Here is a 15905-nt window from a genome sequence, read left to right on the forward strand (position 1 = left end):
GGCTAATTAAACAATAATAATACCTGATTATATTAGTAAGGACCAGATTTTGGAGAAAAGCATGGTTGCAATATAGTTTCATGAAGCCGAAATTCTTTGGAGAAGGGGCAGAATGGTCGCCATGGAGCGTTCATGAGGACGATATTCTTCCGAGGAGAGGGAGAATGGTCGCCATGGAGCGTTCATGAGGACGAATTACCACGAAGAAAGAGGAGAATGGTCGTCATAGAGCATTTCATCAGGAAATCTTCATAAACAGAAGAAGTGTTCCAAGAGTAAAAGGGTGATACCACAAAACCGAGGGGGATGCCATATGCTGAAGGAATTAACCAGGATCAGAAGAAAAGAGTATGATGTGACGATTTTCCAAACACCCAAGTTTAGGGAGAAAAAGGGGTTTCAGCAAGTTTACCGCTTGAATGTCAAGGGATCAACACATGAGGAATGCCTTGATTCTGTTTTTAGAAGGTTTAATGTCCCTGACAGGATCCCTATTGACTTTAATGGCCGATTTATTTCTACGGGAGACATTCTTTATATTGATGAAGGCCGGAGAGGACAGTTTTATTATCAGCTTAAGCCGGGCGGCTGGGAGGAAATAAATCGTATACATATTCGATAATACATAATTTAACGGGAGGAGAGCGGGAAGCTCTCCTCTTTATGTTCCCAAAACAATAAACTATTCTGTTATGTTGGACCCAGGGCTGTTTTTGCGTTTATTGGCCGTATATTCTTTACCATGGGCTTCCTGCTCGGCAATGATTGCTTCAGCAGGAATATGGTTATTTTTCTTTGGCGAATTTATGCGGTTCCGATGCTTTTTGCCCATCATAACCCCTCCCTATTTATTTTTTGCTTATTGTTTTAACTGTTTTCGATGTATGTGGCTCAGTATTGGCTCTTGATGATGGAGTTGTTTCATTGGCATGCTGTACTGCTTGTCTGAGTTTTTTGCTCATCCCTTTTTGTGGCATGATTACGACCTCCTTTGGAAAAGCTATTGATAGCTTTCCCGTTTGGGGAAAAAACATGCCTTTGCTTATTTGTTTCTAAGTCATGCCACATATGGTATAGTTTGACTTGGAAGCAGTTTCAGAGGCTTCAGAACGAATTGGAGGTTTGAAATATGAGTGTACATATTGGTGCAAAAGAAAATGAAATTGCGGAAACGGTCCTTCTTCCAGGAGATCCGTTGCGTGCAAAATATATTGCAGAAACATTTCTAGAAAATGCTGAATGCTATAATGAAGTCCGCAACATGTTTGGCTATACAGGAACATATAAAGGAAAACGCATTTCTGTACAAGGTACAGGGATGGGTGTACCTTCGATTTCCATATATATTAATGAATTAATGCAGAGCTATAATGTCCAGAACCTAATCAGAGTTGGAACCTGCGGTGCGATCCAAAAGGATGTAAAAGTCCGCGATGTTATTCTGGCGATGAGTTCTTCCACAGATTCACAAATGAATAGGCTTACTTTCGGAGGAGTGGATTTTGCGCCAACAGCTAACTTCGACCTGCTGAAAAAAGCTTATGATGCTGGTGTGGAAAAAGGCTTAAACCTTAAGGTTGGAAATGTTTTCACAGCTGATATGTTCTATAATGACAACGCCGAACTTGAAAAATGGGCTAAATATCAAATTCTTGCCATTGAAATGGAAACAGCTGCGCTTTACACGCTTGCTGCGAAGTTTGACCGCAAGGCTTTATCTGTCCTGACAGTAAGCGACCATATCTTAACTGGCGAAGAAACAACAGCAGAAGAAAGACAAACGACTTTCAATGAAATGATTGAAGTTGCACTCGAGGCGGCTATTAAGGAATAAGCACAGAAAAACTGGTTCATAATAATGAGCCAGTTTTTTTATTATTTTATATGGATTAAATTGGAATTCATTTGGCGAAGACTATTAATTGAATGATTAATGCAGGTTCTATGCCGTTTGTCCTGTTTTTTTCAGAGGTATGGAATAGTTGACGGGTAGTGTTAAAATAGTAATGTTGCAAAGAAATTTGAAAATGGGTGAAATGAATGAAAAAGATTTTATTATTAGCGGGAACGCTTAGCCTGTTTCTCTCTGGCTGCAGCCAACTGGATCCATATATGGATAAAGTAAAGCCGCTTATCGAAAAAGTACCTTTCCTGCAAGAAGATAAGAGTATGGAGGACAACCAGGGTAAAGATGCATCTCCACAAGAGGTAGAGAATAGCAGTGATGAGGCTTCCGGGGATGCCGGCACAGAAAACAATAATGAACCTCCTGCCGAAAGGGACCCTCTTTCATTGGAGGCTTCGTACTTCAATGATGTTAAAGTGGTTAACGGAAAAAATGTAATCCAAAACCCCGAGAACGTTATGGTTCTTGTGAATAAGCAATTCAGCCTTCCAGATGGCTATGAACCTTCTCAAATGGTTATTCCGGATGTTTCCTTTTCATACGGAGAATTAGATTTGGAAAAAAGCTATATGCGCCAGGATGCTGCAGCAGCTTTGGAAGAGCTTTTTAAAGTAGCACAGAAAGCCGGAGTGGAACTGTTTGCCGTTTCAGGCTACCGCTCTTTTGATCGGCAGACTCAGGTATTTGAAGCAGAAGTAAGCAGAGTTGGAGAAGAAAAAGCTGTGCAGGCAGTAGCCTTTCCAGGGAGCAGTGAGCACCAGACAGGTCTATCAATGGATATCTCCAGCCGAAGCGCGAATTTGGAGTTGTCAGAGAAATTCGGAGAAACAAAGGAAGGAAAGTGGCTTGCTGAAAATGCCCATCGCTACGGATTCATTCTCCGATATCCAAAAGGAAAAGAAAGCGTTACTGGGTATAAATATGAGCCCTGGCATTTCCGCTATGTCGGTGCTGATGCCGCTACAGTCATTTATGAAAAGAAATGGACGCTCGAAGAATACTTTAATATCGTGAAGAAAATTTAGAGGCCTGATGTAAGGCCTCTTTTTAATTTCCTTTTTGCTTTTGGGCTTTTTGGCCGGTTTGAAAAAAATAAATGATTGCCAGAATAAAAGGAACGGCAGGAAGGAACATTAGGTAGCGGAGGCCGTTCTCTGCCCCTGATAAGTAGAAAGCCAAGGGAAGCAGAAGGATGCCGCTGACTAATGCAAGCTTCCACGACTGATTCATTATACCGGCAATCAGGCTGATGAGAGAAAGGGCAAAGCTAAGCCATAATAAGGCTGTTATCATATGTGATCACTCCTTTAAAATAGAAAGACTGGAACTCTTGAGGTTTGCAGCGGGCTGCTGAAAGGGTAATGGAGACGGCTAGCGGGCCATTTGAATAAGCAGGTCATATAATAAAATATGTTTATACTCGCAAAACAATTAATCTTTTATTTTTCTGAATCTTTCCATACAGATTGCTAAACTGAAAGAAAATCGGTCAAAATGAGGGATTAAGGTAATTTTCTTAAAGAACTTACGGTCGGATATGCTGAAAAACTCCTAGAGTTTGAAAAGGAAAACCGTATATATTTTGAACAGTTTGTTCCTCCCCGCGGTGAAGGCTACTATTCCAAAGAGTCGATCATTTTGTCTATTCTGGAGAAGCTTATGTTTATCCTCTTCATCTATTGAGGTAATGATATATTAAGGTTAACTGGCAAGAAGGAGGCGTTGATTTTGGAAAAGATTTCATTAAAGGTTGTGGGCATGACCTGCGGCCATTGTGAGGAAGCCGTTAAAAATGCACTAATGTCTGTGGATGGTGTGGCAAGTGTCTCGGTTGCTTTCCATGAAGAACAGGTTGAAGTGGAGTATGATCCAGAAAAAGCAACAAAGAAAAACCTAATAAATGCAGTCGAAGATCAAGGCTATGGAGCAGCCTGATCTAAAAAGCGCTTAGCCAATTTCGCTAAGCGCTCTTTTAAGGCATGGAGAGGAATAAACAGAATTTTATCCATACAGCAAGGGAACAATTTTAAGAAAAAGGATTCGTGCATTTTTCTTTGTTATTTTTTCGATAAAAATGTTATTCTAATCATTAAGGATTGTACATAGTTATTTTACGGTCATGAAAGTGGTGAAGAGTTTGCAAAATGAGGATTTAAACAAGGGAACATCTGAAACTCCGGATAAAAACAACTCCGGTTTTATCCGCATGAAAAAGTTTCATTTTGTTATGCTGCTGTTTTTTATCGTCTTCTTATCAGCGGGCATAACTACATTTGCCCTTGCATTTGGAGATGAAAAAGCAGTAGATGTAGGAACCAGCGAGAGAAGGGAATTCGATAAGCTTTATACAGCTTATGATACGCTTAAAGCAAACTATTTCCAGGAAGTAGACCAGGACAACCTTATAAACGGGGCTATCAACGGGATGCTTGAAGCTCTGGATGATCCTTATTCGGATTATATGAATGAGGAGGAAGCGAAAAGCTTTCATCAAAGCATCTCATCCTCTTTTGAGGGAATCGGTGCTGAAATTCAGGAGCAGGAAGGCTATATTGTGATTGTTTCACCATTAAAAGGCTCCCCAGCAGAGAAAGCAGGACTTAGACCGAATGACAAGGTTCTGTCAGTGGATGGAAAGAGTCTGCAGGGGATGAGTTCAACAGAAGCAGTGATGCTGATCAGAGGTGAAAAAGGCACGAAGGTTGAACTTGCTATACAGCGCCCTGGTGTGGATGAACCAATGAATATCTCCATTACGCGCGATACAATCCCGCTTGAAACCGTGTATGGCGAAATGTTGGAGGATGGAATTGCAAAGGTGCAAATTACCACCTTCTCAGAAAATACCTCTAAAGAGCTTGTTGAGACACTGAATGAGCTGCAGCAGCAAGGAATGAAAGGCTTAATCCTTGATTTGAGACAAAATCCGGGCGGCTTGCTGGATCAGGCGGTTAAAATTTCAAGTCTATTCGTGCCTGATGGTGAAATCTTATTCCAGATTGAAGATCGCAATGGCAACAGAGAAGAAGTTAAGTCAACAAAGGAAGAAAATCCGAATATTCCTTTAGTCGTTGTCATTGATAAAGGAAGCGCAAGTGCATCAGAAATTTTGGCTGCAGCTGTCAATGAATCGGCGGATGTTCCGCTTGTTGGGGAAAAATCGTTCGGGAAAGGAACGGTTCAGCGTGCACAGGACTTTTCCGATGGCTCCAACATGAAGTTTACCACAGAAAAATGGCTTACTCCTGACGGCAATTGGATTCATAAAAAGGGAATAACTCCTGACCATAAGGTGTCCTTGCCAGAGTATGCAACATTATCATTTATTAATCCTGATACAGAATTAAAGCTTTCTTCTTCTTCTAATCAGGTTAAAGCAGCACAGCAAATGCTGAAGGCACTTGGATATGAACCTGGCAGAGAAGATGGTTTCTTCGATGAAAAGACAGAGCAGGCTGTTAAAGAATTCCAGGCTGCTGAAAAACTTGAAGAAACTGGCGTGTTAGCAGGACAGTCTACAATCAAGCTGATGGAAAGACTTCGTGAGAAAATTGACAAAAATGATACACAAATTCAAAAAGCTGCTGATATTTTAAAAGAGCAAATAGGTTCTTAATGAAGGAGCTCTCCAATTTTTGGAGGGCTTTTTTGTATGAAATCATGTATTGCTTCTATAGAAAATGGGTATATAAAGCAATTTTCTTTCCAACAATGATACTATACTTTAACTATGAGCATTAACTCACAGGGGTGATTAACTTGAAGAAAATTTTGATTGTATTTTTGCTTGCTGCGGCAATCCTTTCTGGCTGTACTTCTTTCCTCCAAAAAGAAAATTCTAAAGATCTTCTCGAAAATAGCCAGCCGGAAAATAAGTCTGAAGAAATAAATCAGGAAAAAAATCCTTTTAAAATTTCAAATGAAACCAGAAACTTTTTATTAATCGGTGTTGATAGCCGTGGAGAAGAAGATTCTCGTTCTGACGCGATTTTGCTTGCCAGGTATGAGCCTTCGGGAGATTCGATCAAATTGGTCTCCCTGATGAGGGACAGCTATGTGAAAATACCTGACTATACATACACCTATAGCAAGCTTAACCATGCCTACTATATAGGCGGCAAGGAATTATTAAAAGAAACCATTGAACAAAACTTTGGCGTGCCAATTGACCATACTGCTGTCATTGATTTTCAAGGCTTCATAAAGATGCTGGATGCCATTGCTCCAGATGGAATTGAAGTAAACGTAACCTCTGCAATGATTGAGGATATGGGGCTGGAGCTTGAACCAGGAAAACAAAAACTCAAGGGGAGCGATCTATTATCCTATGTCAGGTTTCGGCATGACGGGCAAAGTGATTTTGGAAGAGTGGACAGACAGCAGGAAATTTTAATCTCACTGAAGGACCAGGTCATGAACGAATTCTCTTCGCCTGCCGGCATTGCACGATTACCGGATATTGTAAGCCAAGCAATGAAATATGTTGAAACCGATTTAAAGCTTGATGAAGCTCTGTCCATCGGTGCCTCGTTCCTGATGAATCCTGTAACTGAAATCGAAACACTGAGAGTCCCTGTTTCAGACAGCTACGAAAATAAAACCTATGAGCATGCAGGAGCGGTCCTTCAAATAAACTTTGAGGAAAATACTGAAGCCCTTAAGCAATTTCTGGAGGCTGAAAAGAAGTAAAGAAAAAAAGAATAAAAGGCGGCATTATAGACGGAGCAGCGGATTCCGACCAGTTTATATACAAAAAGATGGGGAGGTATGTTTGACAAACAGGGTAAAGGGGAGCTTGCAGGCTCCTCTTTATCTTTTTCTGCAGACAGCAATACCTATCGGATAATGTTTACCTTCTCTTTTTGGTTCGATAAGAACACTTCGCTGATAATAAAATTCCGTGTCCCCATACGGTTCAAACAGCTCGATAAATTCCTCTTCGGTAAGCTGGTGAATATGAAAAGGTTCCCTGGTTGGCTTGCCTCTGCCTGCTCCGAAAGGGGTGGACAAAATAAGGATGCCTCCAGGCTTCAGCATTTTAAAAAGATTATCAAGGAATGCTTCTTCAGTTTCAAGATGTTCAATGGTTTCGAAACTTGTTATAACATCAAAAAGCCCAAGATCATCAGGTAGTTTTTCATCCGCTGCGTCTGCCTTCACATATTTGACATGAGGATGATAATGGTTCTGCCTGGCATATTTCAATGTTTCTTCATCAATATCCACAGCAATAATTTCATTAATTTCTTCCTTTTTCGATTTAGCCATAATTTTGGAGCCATAACCCGTACCGCACGCAATATCGAGGACTCTGCCTTTTGCGTAGTAGAGGGAAAAATAATAACGTGCCAAATGTTCGAGCAGCATGCCATTTGTTATCGGCAATTCCTCTGGAATAATCCTTTCTCCGGTATTTTCCAGCATTTCAATACACCATCCTTAATAAGGAGATTATAACAAATATGCCTTATGGTTTGTACGCACTGATAAAATCATATAAAATGTCTCATTAGACAGGATAGCTATGGAGAGGTGATCCTTTGAAACAAATCGTAGATCTTCATGACCAAACACGGGATAAGATAGCCTATATAGAAGAAGAATGTGAAAAGCTAGCAAAAAAACTTCATAATAAGTATAAACAAGACTTCCAAACTGTAAACGAATATCTTGTTGTAGATCTAGTAAGAAGCATTAAAGGAAAAAATGCTGCCAATAATGATGTTTTTACATTTGATTATGAATCTTTTCTGGAAGTTGGGATCGAGACGGAAGATGATTATTTTCCAAACGCCTACATTCCTATTTGGAAATGCAAGCAGGAAATGTTTCAGCCGGTAGGATATTTAACAGATTTAACGATGGATTCGATCGAGAAAAAAATGAAAGTAATGATTGAAGAAATACTGTCAGAACGTGAAGAAGGGGAAAAGCATGAATAAAACAGAGATATATATATTATCCGGTTTTCTGGGAAGCGGAAAAACCACACTGCTTAAACAGCTGCTGGAAGATGAAAAAAAACAAGGCAGAAAAGTAGCAGTCATGATGAACGAGCTCGGGAAAGTATCGATTGACTCAGACTCGGTGGATGAAGATGTTCCGCTGAAGGAGCTTCTTGACGGCTGCATATGCTGTACGATTTCAGATAAGCTGGAGGCACAGCTTCAGGAACTGCTTACAGTTGAAAAACCGGAAGCCATTTACATTGAAACAACAGGGGCTGCGCATCCGGTTGAAGTACTTGATAGCATCCTTTCACCGCTTTTTGCAGACCGTATGATTGTAAAGGGGATTATATCTGTAGTTGACGGTCCAAGATGGCTTAATCGAAAGTCGTTAAGTCCACAGGTACAGCAGCTATTAATTGAGCAAGTCAGGCATGCAGACTTAATTGTTTTAAATAAGGCTGATGCGCTAACAGAAGCAGAGCAAGCCCTGCTCACAATGGAGATACAAGCTTTAAACAGCCATGCATTTAATATATTAACATCATACTCCAAGGTCGCTATGAAGCAGATCAGAGGGTTGTCCCCGGGGGAGAAGAGAGATCCAGCCCATTCGCATGTTTTTTCGGATTTAAAGTTAAGCACATATGTTTACCAGTTTCAAAATCCTGTGAACCAGTCTGACTTTGAAGACTTTCTTAGAAGCCTTCCTGATACTGTCTACAGAATTAAAGGATACTTAAAATTGCATCCATCAAACTATCCTTTTTTGTTTCAGTTCTCTTATGGTATGCCGCTGTATATGCAGGAACATATCAATATGCCGCTGAATATAGTCTTTATTGGAGAAAATTTGGATTGGGGCATAATCGAACAGCAGCTTTTTGCACTTGAGGAAAAGGCAGCGGAAAGCCTTTAAAGCTTGACTTTTCAATGTTCTTTGTTTATCGAAAAAGCATCCGGGTATACTTTCATTAAATAGGATAAAGGAGATGGTTAAGATGCCATGGTCCAAAAATGATTACCCGGCAGCAATGAAAAATCTGGATCCAGAGGTCCGTGATAAAGCAATTGAAATTGCAAACGCCTTGCTTGAAGACGGATATGAAGATGGAAGAGCCATTCCAATTGCTATAGACAAAGCAAAAGAAACAGTAAAAGACTAAGAAAACCGGCCTTATGCAAATTGGCCGGTTTTTTTGTTTGAAAGAATAAAGTTTACGCTAAGAAATCATGGTGAAATGTAGAAAAAAGAATAGGCTGGGGAGTACGGATCAAAGGGAGACCCAGCAGGCTTAATGCTTGATGAGGCTCCCGGACCGCCCGCGTTCGCTGAGCTTCCTGAGCGGAAATCAACAGGCAAAGTTAACAGAGCCTTATATTAACTAATTCAATCGTATCTGGTTCATGTACGATTTTTTTCGATTCAATGAATGAAGTAAGCAGGCTTTTGGGAAACTTCTTTATATAAAGCTGAACTGAAAAAAATAAAAAATGAGTGGAGCTAATGAAAACTTTTAAAGCAATAGTGTTGGCCATCGTTATCCTATCTGCGGGTGGTTCATATGTATATGCAGAGGAAGAGGGCGTTAGCTGGCAAATTGAAATGCTTCCCTGGGAAAAGGTAAATGGAATCCTGCGGAAATACAGCAAATTTACGGTTCTGGATGTTGAAACGGGCAAAAAATTTAAAGTCCAAAGGAGAGCCGGGAGCCATCATGCGGATGTGCAGCCATTAACTGCCAAAGAAACAAAGATTATGAAAAGCATTTATGGGGGAAAATGGAGCTGGAAGAGGCGAGCCATTATCGTTATCCATGGTGATCAATGGATTGCAGCTTCCATGCATGGAATGCCTCATGGCGGCGGTGCACTAAAAAATAACTTCCCAGGCCACTTTTGTATACATTTTTATGGTAGTAAAACACACCGCACGAATTTTATGGACTTATCGCATAAATTGATGATTTTAAAAGCTGCGGGTAAGCTGGAAGACTATCTTTATAGTGCAAATCCTTATGATGTCATTAGTGCATTTATCGCAGGTTTGAAACAGCAAGATCCTAAGATAGTAAAGACTATATCCCTTCAAACACTAAATTGGAACAAATTGCTGCCAAAAATAGAGAATGTGAGACTAAGCGCAATGCCAGTTTTGCCTGCTGAAGATTTAACAGAGGAAATAAGCCTCGAAATACCAGTGGAAATAGATTGGTTTATAAAAGATCAGGGCAGGCAGCATTTTCGAGGCAGCATGTACTTGGTCCGTTTTTCCCCAGCTGACTCATGGAAAGTGGATAATGAACGGTTTTTGCGGGAGAACAATCTCATTTCAAATAAATAAAAGCTTGAGACAAAATCTCAAGCTTTTATTTATTAGTATTCTGATGAGTGCCCCAGCCTTTTTATTGCTTCTCACCAAATTTAACAAATGTCCGTTCATCTTCTACTAGTCCGCAGGCAGCACATTGCACTCTTTTATCGGGGCCCTTATATGGCATGTGAAAAGGGGATAGCTGTTCACTGCTATACTCCTCGAGTACCTGCCCTGTCTGGGGATCCATCTTGATCGATTGTGGAACCTGCTGAATGATATTAAATCGGCTTCTGTTCGTTTTACAGTTTGGGCATCGGTAAGGTGAACTCATACAATCATTCTCCTTTCTAGCATATTAGCTGTATTTTTTGCATTTTCAAATTTATTTATGTAAAAATAAATCTATAGATCATTAATATTTCCTGAATTGGAAGGGATGTGCATAGAGTGGAGCTAAATTTTACCCATTTACTTAATGAATATAGAAAACTCTGGAATAATCGGAAGCTTGCTGGAGATGAAGATGCAGAGGCCGTGTTGAAAGAAGCGATCGAAAGGGAACTAAAGGATGAAAATTCCCATCCGAGAGTCCGTAAACCGCTTTATGAAAAGTTTTTCCTTGCAGTAAAAAGAGTAACAGGTTCAAATTTGGACGCGGCTGATAAAAATGCCCTCATTAAATTACATATTGAGAAGCTTGAAAGTATGAAATAGGAAGTAGGCAGCTTCCTATTTTTTTTAGGGTTTTTTTCAGTTTTATTGCTGTATGGTTCGAGTCGGAAATTTTACAAATACCATAATCATTAGCTTTTCGTGCAAGATTCAAAGTCCTTTCACATTTATCACACAAAATTAATGTAAGATGAAGTTAAGATTGTTTTAAGGAGAAAATGGTATGTTTAAAAAATATTGGTTTTTCGGATTGATTTTGATAACCATCCTTCTTTCTTCTTGTACAGAAAAGAGGCAGCCCTCCATACCGGAGGATATTTCTTTTGCCGCAACTGTCAATATAAAGGATATGACAGTTTCGTTTGTGGACTTAAAGAAGATGGCTCTTGCAGAGGAATGGAAAATGGAAAAGCCTTATACAGGGGCACTAATCCTGCCTGACAGGGATGCGATTCTCTTCTACGGAAACCAGCTGGAGACAGCTGATTTATATTCCTTAAAAGAAGGGAAAAAGATTGGCAGCTGGGAAACGGGAACCGGGATTGTAAACGGAAAATTGCTTGCGGACAAGACTGGAGTCGCTCTGGTCGACCAGGACCTGAACAAAATACGTTTTTTTAATATAGAAGGGAAAGAACTTAAGCAGATTGAGGCTGAAAGCAATCCGCTTACAATCCTGGAGTCAAGGAAAGCCAAAAAGTTATTTGTGCTCAGCTTCAATCATGAAAAGCTGGCTGTGATCGATCTGCAAACGAAAGAGAAAACAGATGAATTCATCACCCATCCTTCTGCTGCAGGCGCCTGGCTAAATGAAGAAAGCAATGAATTATGGATTGGCGGCCATGGGGAAGGAATAGAGATTGAACAGGATATCCATGTTTATGATTCGGAGACTGGAGATTTAAAAAAGACGATCCCGGCTCCGTCCATGCCGATCAATTTTCTTGAAAAAGATAACCATGTATATGTTTTAAGCCATGGGTCAAACATGTTATATAAAATAAAAGAATCAGGCGAGTTGGCTGCCTCTGTTTCGATCGCAGCCAATCCTTTTGAAATGGCTTTTGCTGAAGGAAAATTATTGGTTGCTGGATATGACAGCAATGATGTCCATATCCTGGACCCTGAAAATTTAAAATCGCTGAAAACAATAAAGGTTGGAGAAGGACCCTTCAAAATGGTTTTAAGGGAGAGAATGAAATGAGCATGCTAAACATCCTGATTATTGATGATGAAGCAGATATGAGGCATCTAATTGAAATGTACCTGGGTAATTCCGGGTTTCAATGCTATACAGCAGAAAACGGGAGTGAAGGGTATAAAATCCTTGAAAATACATCAATCGATTTAATCATTCTTGATATCATGATGCCAGAAGAAGATGGATTTGAGGTCTGCTCAAGAATCAGGGAGAAATCTGATATACCTATTATTTTTCTATCGGCTAAAGGAGAGGAATGGGATAAAGTTAAGGCCCTTCAGCTAGGGGGCGATGATTATCTTGTTAAACCCTTCAGCCCGGGAGAACTTATTGCCAGAATGAATGCTGTTCTCCGGAGAACAGGCGGGGTAAAAATTGAACCAGGTTATCTGCAAATTGGAAAAATTACAGTTGAGAAGAAGGCGCGGAAAGTATTAGTAGAAGGAAAGAAGATTGCACTGACTCTGAAAGAATTTGAACTTCTCCTGTTTTTTATCGAACATAAAAACCATGCATTAAGCAGGGAGCAGCTGTTAGAGCGGGTATGGGGCATGGATTACACAGGCAGTTTAAGAACTGTTGATACACATATAAAAACATTGAGAATGAAATTGGGTGTTGGCGACTATATCCAGACTGTCTGGGGAGTAGGCTATAAATTTGAGGTGCCAAGTGAATGAGGTTTCTGACTAATAGTCTCGCCAAAAAAATGTGGCTCACTGTAACAGCTGCTATTTTAATTACCATCCTTTATTCCTACTTTTTATCTTATCTTTTTTATGAAAAAATTTATGTGGAAAATGTTGAGGAGTCCCTGCTCGCTGAAGGGGAACGCCTGGCTTTGGAGTACCAGGGCGGCCCATTGGCAGATGATCTCAGGGAGAAAATTGACTGGTATAATTCCAAATCGGAAACAGAAATTTTCATCGTCAGCAATCCTAGGGAGTTAAGTGCCTGTTTGCCTTTTGAAATTGATTATCAGACTTTGATAGGGAAGGAAGAGCGGGAAGAGCTCCTTAAAGGCAATGCTGTACAAAAATTGGGCTATGAAGAAAGGTTCGACCGCAAAATCATGGGTGTGATCATCCCACTTCTAGATGAAAATAGGCTCCAGGGCATTATTTATTTATATTTGCCTCTTGCAAAGATTTCGGAAATCACCCAAGGCTTTGCGTATCTGTGGTTCATTGCAGCCATGATATTTACAGTGGTCAGTATTGTTTTGGGAACCATGCTTGTCAAAAAACTTACCAAACCGCTGCTGGATATGAAGGATGCTGCCGAGCACGTATCCCAGGGACACTATGACGTGCACCTGGCCATTGATTCTAAAGATGAGATTGGGCAGCTGGCCCATGCATTTAACCATATGTCTTCTTCTATACAAAAAGAGGACGAACGGAAAAGAGATTTTCTGGCAAATGTCTCACATGAGCTCAGAACTCCCATCAGCTATGTTAAAGGCTATAGTGATGCTCTTATGTCTGACATGGTCCAATCAGATGAAGAAAGAAATAATTATTTAAGGCTCATTCATAGAGAGGCCGGAAGAATGGAACGTCTCGTCGGGGATTTGCTTGATCTGTCTAAACTTGAATCAAATGAATACAAACTGGAGAAAATGCCTCTGCCGCTTGCACAGCTTATAGAAGATGCCTTAGAAAAATACAAACCTTTTATTCAGGAAAAAGGGCTTGAGCTTCATTATGCTTTAGATCCGGACATTATTATTAATGGAGACGAGGGCAGAATTGAGCAGGTTATCCAAAATATAATGGATAACTCACTTCGTTACACAGAAAAAGGGGAAATTAGCATCCGCTTATATCAAATAAAGGAAAAATGCTGGATCGACATAGAAGACACCGGAATAGGCATTCCTGAAGAACATTTAAACAACATTAAGCAAAGATTCTATAGAGTGAATAAAGGGCGTACGAGATCAGATGGAGGTACAGGCCTGGGGCTTGCAATCTCAGAAAAACTTGTGAAACTCCATCAAGGCGAATTAATTGTATTAAGTGAAGTTAATAAGGGAACAACGGTAAGGATTATGCTTCCTGTCCTAGAAATGGACTAGAATAACTAACAGGTATATATAAAGGAGAATTATAATGAAAAGAATAAAACGTAGATTGCTCCCAATGCTGTTTCTGTTATTTGGTTTAGCAGCATGCAGTGATAATAATGCTGTCGAGGAAGAGCCGCAATTTCTTGAAGTAGAATTATCTATTAACCCGGACAAAGCAAAAGTAAATGAACCGGTAGTTTTTGAAGCAAAGGTTACTTATGATGAGGAAGAAGTGACAGATGCAGATGAAGTTAAGTTTGAAATTTGGAGAGCAAATGATGAAGAGCATGAGAAAATTCTTGTTGAACACGCTGAAAATGGAGTGTACCGTCTTGAAAGAAGCTTTGCTGAAGAAGGAACCTACTATATATACTCCCATGTAACTGCACGGAGAATGCATAATATGCCAAAAAAAGAGTTTATCATCGGACAGCCTAGCGAACCTGAAGAAGGTTCCTCAGGTTCTGAAATGGAAGATAAAGAAGGTTCCGAAGACACGGAAGAACATAGCAGCCACTAAAAAAGCAGCCAATGGCTGTTTTTTCTATTTTTACTCAGATTTTTATCCATCATAGGCACTATTACCCATATTTTTGTGAAAAAACCTATCATTTTTGTTACATCGCTGTAATAAACGTAAAGATACCGGTCCATCTAAAAACCTGTCAACAGCAATGTTTTAGTATATAACTGGCATTAATTTGGGAGGTTTTCCACTATAGTAAAAAATGCCCATTCATAATGGTACCCGTTTTTATAAGTCCATAAACCTTTTAATATAGGGATTTACTATTTTTTTTATGATTTTTACAGTCTACTAATTTTCTAAAAAGGGAGCTTTATTTGCACAATTGTAAAATCGAACCAAAAATATTACGAAAAACCCTGTGATATGATGATGTTGCAAGTCACACAGCAACAACAACAAAGAAAACAAACAACAGGGAGGATTTTAATAGATGAATAAAAAAGTAATTTTTTCAGTAGCAGCGGCAGCAGCATTACTAGTATCTACTCCAGGAGTTAATAAGGCAGACGCAGCTTCAAATTGTCCTACTCCTGAACAAGCAAAAATAGTTCAATCACAAGCTGGCAATCTAAGTCAGGAACAAATCAATAGTATTCTTCAAAAATATATGAAAAACTTCAATATTAATTGGGGAAATGTTCAAGTAGTTAAACAGGAAGTACAACAGCCAAAGGCTCCAGTTCAAGAGCCAGCTAAAGCTCAGGAACCAGCTAAAGCTCAGGAACCTGCAAAAGCACCAGCTCAACAGCCTGCGCAACAGCCCAAAACACCAGCTGAGCAGCCAAAAGCAGCAGCACCGGCAACTTCTGAAGTAAGTGCATTTGAACAAAAAGTGTTCGAATTAACAAACCAGGAACGCGCTAAAGCAGGCGTACCTGCACTTAAACTAGATGTTGAACTAAGCAAAGTAGCACGTGAAAAGTCACGTGATATGAATGCTAAAAACTACTTCAGCCATACAAGCCCAACTTACGGTTCTCCATTTGATATGATGAAGCAATTCGGCATCTCTTACCGTACTGCTGGAGAAAACATTGCAATGGGTCAGCGTTCACCTGAAGAAGTTGTAAATGCATGGATGAACAGTGAAGGCCACCGTAAAAACATTATGAATGCAAGTTTCACACATCTTGGAGTGGGCCATGTTGCAGACGGAAACTACTGGACACAAATGTTCATCGGAAAATAATATATAATTTTTCAAAAAGGCAGCCTGACAAGGCTGTCTTTTTGTATTTTATCTGCCATAACTGTATATTAT

At 39.9% G+C, this 15905-nt stretch carries 20 protein-coding genes and 1 pseudogene; 16 read left to right on the top strand and 5 right to left on the bottom strand.

Annotated features, from left to right (window positions below):
- Positions 1-313: 313 nt before the first annotated feature.
- On the top strand, positions 314-622 hold the full coding sequence (locus IQ19_RS08320) for a YodL domain-containing protein (RefSeq protein ID WP_144541838.1): 309 nt from the start codon (positions 314-316) through the stop codon (positions 620-622).
- A gap of 60 nt (positions 623-682) precedes the next feature.
- On the opposite strand, the gene IQ19_RS27720 is transcribed toward IQ19_RS08320, so the two are convergent.
- Both IQ19_RS27720 and IQ19_RS28935 read right to left on the bottom strand, forming a co-directional pair.
- On the bottom strand, positions 683-835 hold the full coding sequence (locus IQ19_RS27720; protein ID WP_158638750.1) for a hypothetical protein: 153 nt from the start codon (positions 833-835) through the stop codon (positions 683-685).
- Positions 836-848: 13 nt separating this feature from the next.
- Entirely contained in the window at positions 849-977 is a 129-nt protein-coding gene (locus IQ19_RS28935; protein ID WP_277875301.1) for a hypothetical protein, read from the bottom strand.
- Positions 978-1129: 152 nt separating this feature from the next.
- On the opposite strand from IQ19_RS28935, the gene deoD reads away from it, so the two are divergent.
- Complete coding sequence (gene deoD / locus IQ19_RS08325; RefSeq protein WP_110064081.1) at positions 1130-1834, top strand: purine-nucleoside phosphorylase; 705 nt, start codon at positions 1130-1132, stop codon at positions 1832-1834.
- A gap of 206 nt (positions 1835-2040) precedes the next feature.
- A complete protein-coding gene (locus IQ19_RS08330) occupies positions 2041-2931 on the top strand; it encodes a M15 family metallopeptidase (protein WP_144541841.1) in 891 nt (296 codons plus the stop codon).
- Positions 2932-2953: 22 nt separating this feature from the next.
- On the opposite strand, the gene IQ19_RS08335 is transcribed toward IQ19_RS08330, so the two are convergent.
- Entirely contained in the window at positions 2954-3199 is a 246-nt protein-coding gene (locus tag IQ19_RS08335; protein WP_144541843.1) for a hypothetical protein, read from the bottom strand.
- 435 nt (positions 3200-3634) lie between these two features.
- Between IQ19_RS08335 and IQ19_RS08340 the strand changes: the two genes are divergently transcribed.
- The 3 genes from IQ19_RS08340 (at position 3635) to IQ19_RS08350 (ending at position 6595) form a co-directional block, all read left to right on the top strand.
- The gene (locus IQ19_RS08340) at positions 3635-3841 is read left to right on the top strand and encodes a heavy-metal-associated domain-containing protein (RefSeq protein ID WP_144541845.1); all 207 of its coding nucleotides are present in this window, start codon (positions 3635-3637) and stop codon (positions 3839-3841) included.
- A 202-nt stretch (positions 3842-4043) separates the two neighbouring features.
- Positions 4044-5522: a lmo1851 family serine protease gene (locus tag IQ19_RS08345; RefSeq protein WP_462936490.1), complete on the top strand. Its 1479-nt coding sequence runs from the start codon at positions 4044-4046 to the stop codon at positions 5520-5522.
- A 143-nt stretch (positions 5523-5665) separates the two neighbouring features.
- Positions 5666-6595: an LCP family protein gene (locus IQ19_RS08350; RefSeq protein ID WP_144541849.1), complete on the top strand. Its 930-nt coding sequence runs from the start codon at positions 5666-5668 to the stop codon at positions 6593-6595.
- 120 nt (positions 6596-6715) lie between these two features.
- On the opposite strand, the gene IQ19_RS08355 is transcribed toward IQ19_RS08350, so the two are convergent.
- Positions 6716-7330, bottom strand: a complete 615-nt coding sequence (locus IQ19_RS08355; protein ID WP_144541851.1) for a class I SAM-dependent methyltransferase — start codon at positions 7328-7330, stop codon at positions 6716-6718.
- 116 nt (positions 7331-7446) lie between these two features.
- Between IQ19_RS08355 and IQ19_RS08360 the strand changes: the two genes are divergently transcribed.
- The 4 genes and pseudogenes from IQ19_RS08360 to IQ19_RS08370 all read left to right on the top strand — a co-directional run bounded on the left by IQ19_RS08360 (position 7447) and on the right by IQ19_RS08370 (position 10198).
- The gene (locus tag IQ19_RS08360; RefSeq protein ID WP_144541853.1) at positions 7447-7848 is read left to right on the top strand and encodes a hypothetical protein; all 402 of its coding nucleotides are present in this window, start codon (positions 7447-7449) and stop codon (positions 7846-7848) included.
- Positions 7841-8773, top strand: a complete 933-nt coding sequence (locus tag IQ19_RS08365; protein WP_144541855.1) for a CobW family GTP-binding protein — start codon at positions 7841-7843, stop codon at positions 8771-8773. Before IQ19_RS08360 ends, IQ19_RS08365 begins: the two co-directional genes overlap by 8 nt.
- 82 nt (positions 8774-8855) lie before the next feature.
- Positions 8856-9005: pseudogene (locus IQ19_RS28055) on the top strand (DUF2188 domain-containing protein); the annotation flags it as partial.
- Between the two features lie 356 nt (positions 9006-9361).
- A complete protein-coding gene (locus IQ19_RS08370; RefSeq protein WP_144541857.1) occupies positions 9362-10198 on the top strand; it encodes a hypothetical protein in 837 nt (278 codons plus the stop codon).
- 61 nt (positions 10199-10259) lie between these two features.
- On the opposite strand, the gene IQ19_RS08375 is transcribed toward IQ19_RS08370, so the two are convergent.
- Positions 10260-10502 carry a DNA alkylation repair protein gene (locus tag IQ19_RS08375; RefSeq protein WP_144541859.1) on the bottom strand — a complete coding sequence of 81 codons (243 nt, stop codon included), beginning with the start codon at positions 10500-10502 and terminating at the stop codon, positions 10260-10262.
- 116 nt (positions 10503-10618) lie between these two features.
- Between IQ19_RS08375 and IQ19_RS08380 the strand changes: the two genes are divergently transcribed.
- The 6 genes from IQ19_RS08380 to IQ19_RS08405 all read left to right on the top strand — a co-directional run bounded on the left by IQ19_RS08380 (position 10619) and on the right by IQ19_RS08405 (position 15833).
- Positions 10619-10885 carry a hypothetical protein gene (locus tag IQ19_RS08380; RefSeq protein ID WP_144541861.1) on the top strand — a complete coding sequence of 89 codons (267 nt, stop codon included), beginning with the start codon at positions 10619-10621 and terminating at the stop codon, positions 10883-10885.
- Positions 10886-11066: 181 nt separating this feature from the next.
- Positions 11067-12047: a YncE family protein gene (locus tag IQ19_RS08385; RefSeq protein ID WP_144541863.1), complete on the top strand. Its 981-nt coding sequence runs from the start codon at positions 11067-11069 to the stop codon at positions 12045-12047.
- Positions 12044-12724: a response regulator transcription factor gene (locus IQ19_RS08390; RefSeq protein ID WP_199749404.1), complete on the top strand. Its 681-nt coding sequence runs from the start codon at positions 12044-12046 to the stop codon at positions 12722-12724. The genes IQ19_RS08385 and IQ19_RS08390 overlap by 4 nt, the downstream gene beginning before the upstream one ends.
- Complete coding sequence (locus IQ19_RS08395; RefSeq protein ID WP_144541865.1) at positions 12721-14124, top strand: sensor histidine kinase; 1404 nt, start codon at positions 12721-12723, stop codon at positions 14122-14124. The genes IQ19_RS08390 and IQ19_RS08395 overlap by 4 nt, the downstream gene beginning before the upstream one ends.
- A 34-nt stretch (positions 14125-14158) precedes the next feature.
- Complete coding sequence (locus IQ19_RS08400; RefSeq protein ID WP_144541867.1) at positions 14159-14635, top strand: FixH family protein; 477 nt, start codon at positions 14159-14161, stop codon at positions 14633-14635.
- Between the two features lie 439 nt (positions 14636-15074).
- Positions 15075-15833 carry a CAP domain-containing protein gene (locus IQ19_RS08405; protein WP_144541869.1) on the top strand — a complete coding sequence of 253 codons (759 nt, stop codon included), beginning with the start codon at positions 15075-15077 and terminating at the stop codon, positions 15831-15833.
- Positions 15834-15905 lie beyond the last annotated feature (72 nt).

Source organism: Cytobacillus oceanisediminis (assembly GCF_007830235.1).
GTDB lineage: Bacteria > Bacillota > Bacilli > Bacillales > Cytobacillaceae > Cytobacillus > Cytobacillus oceanisediminis.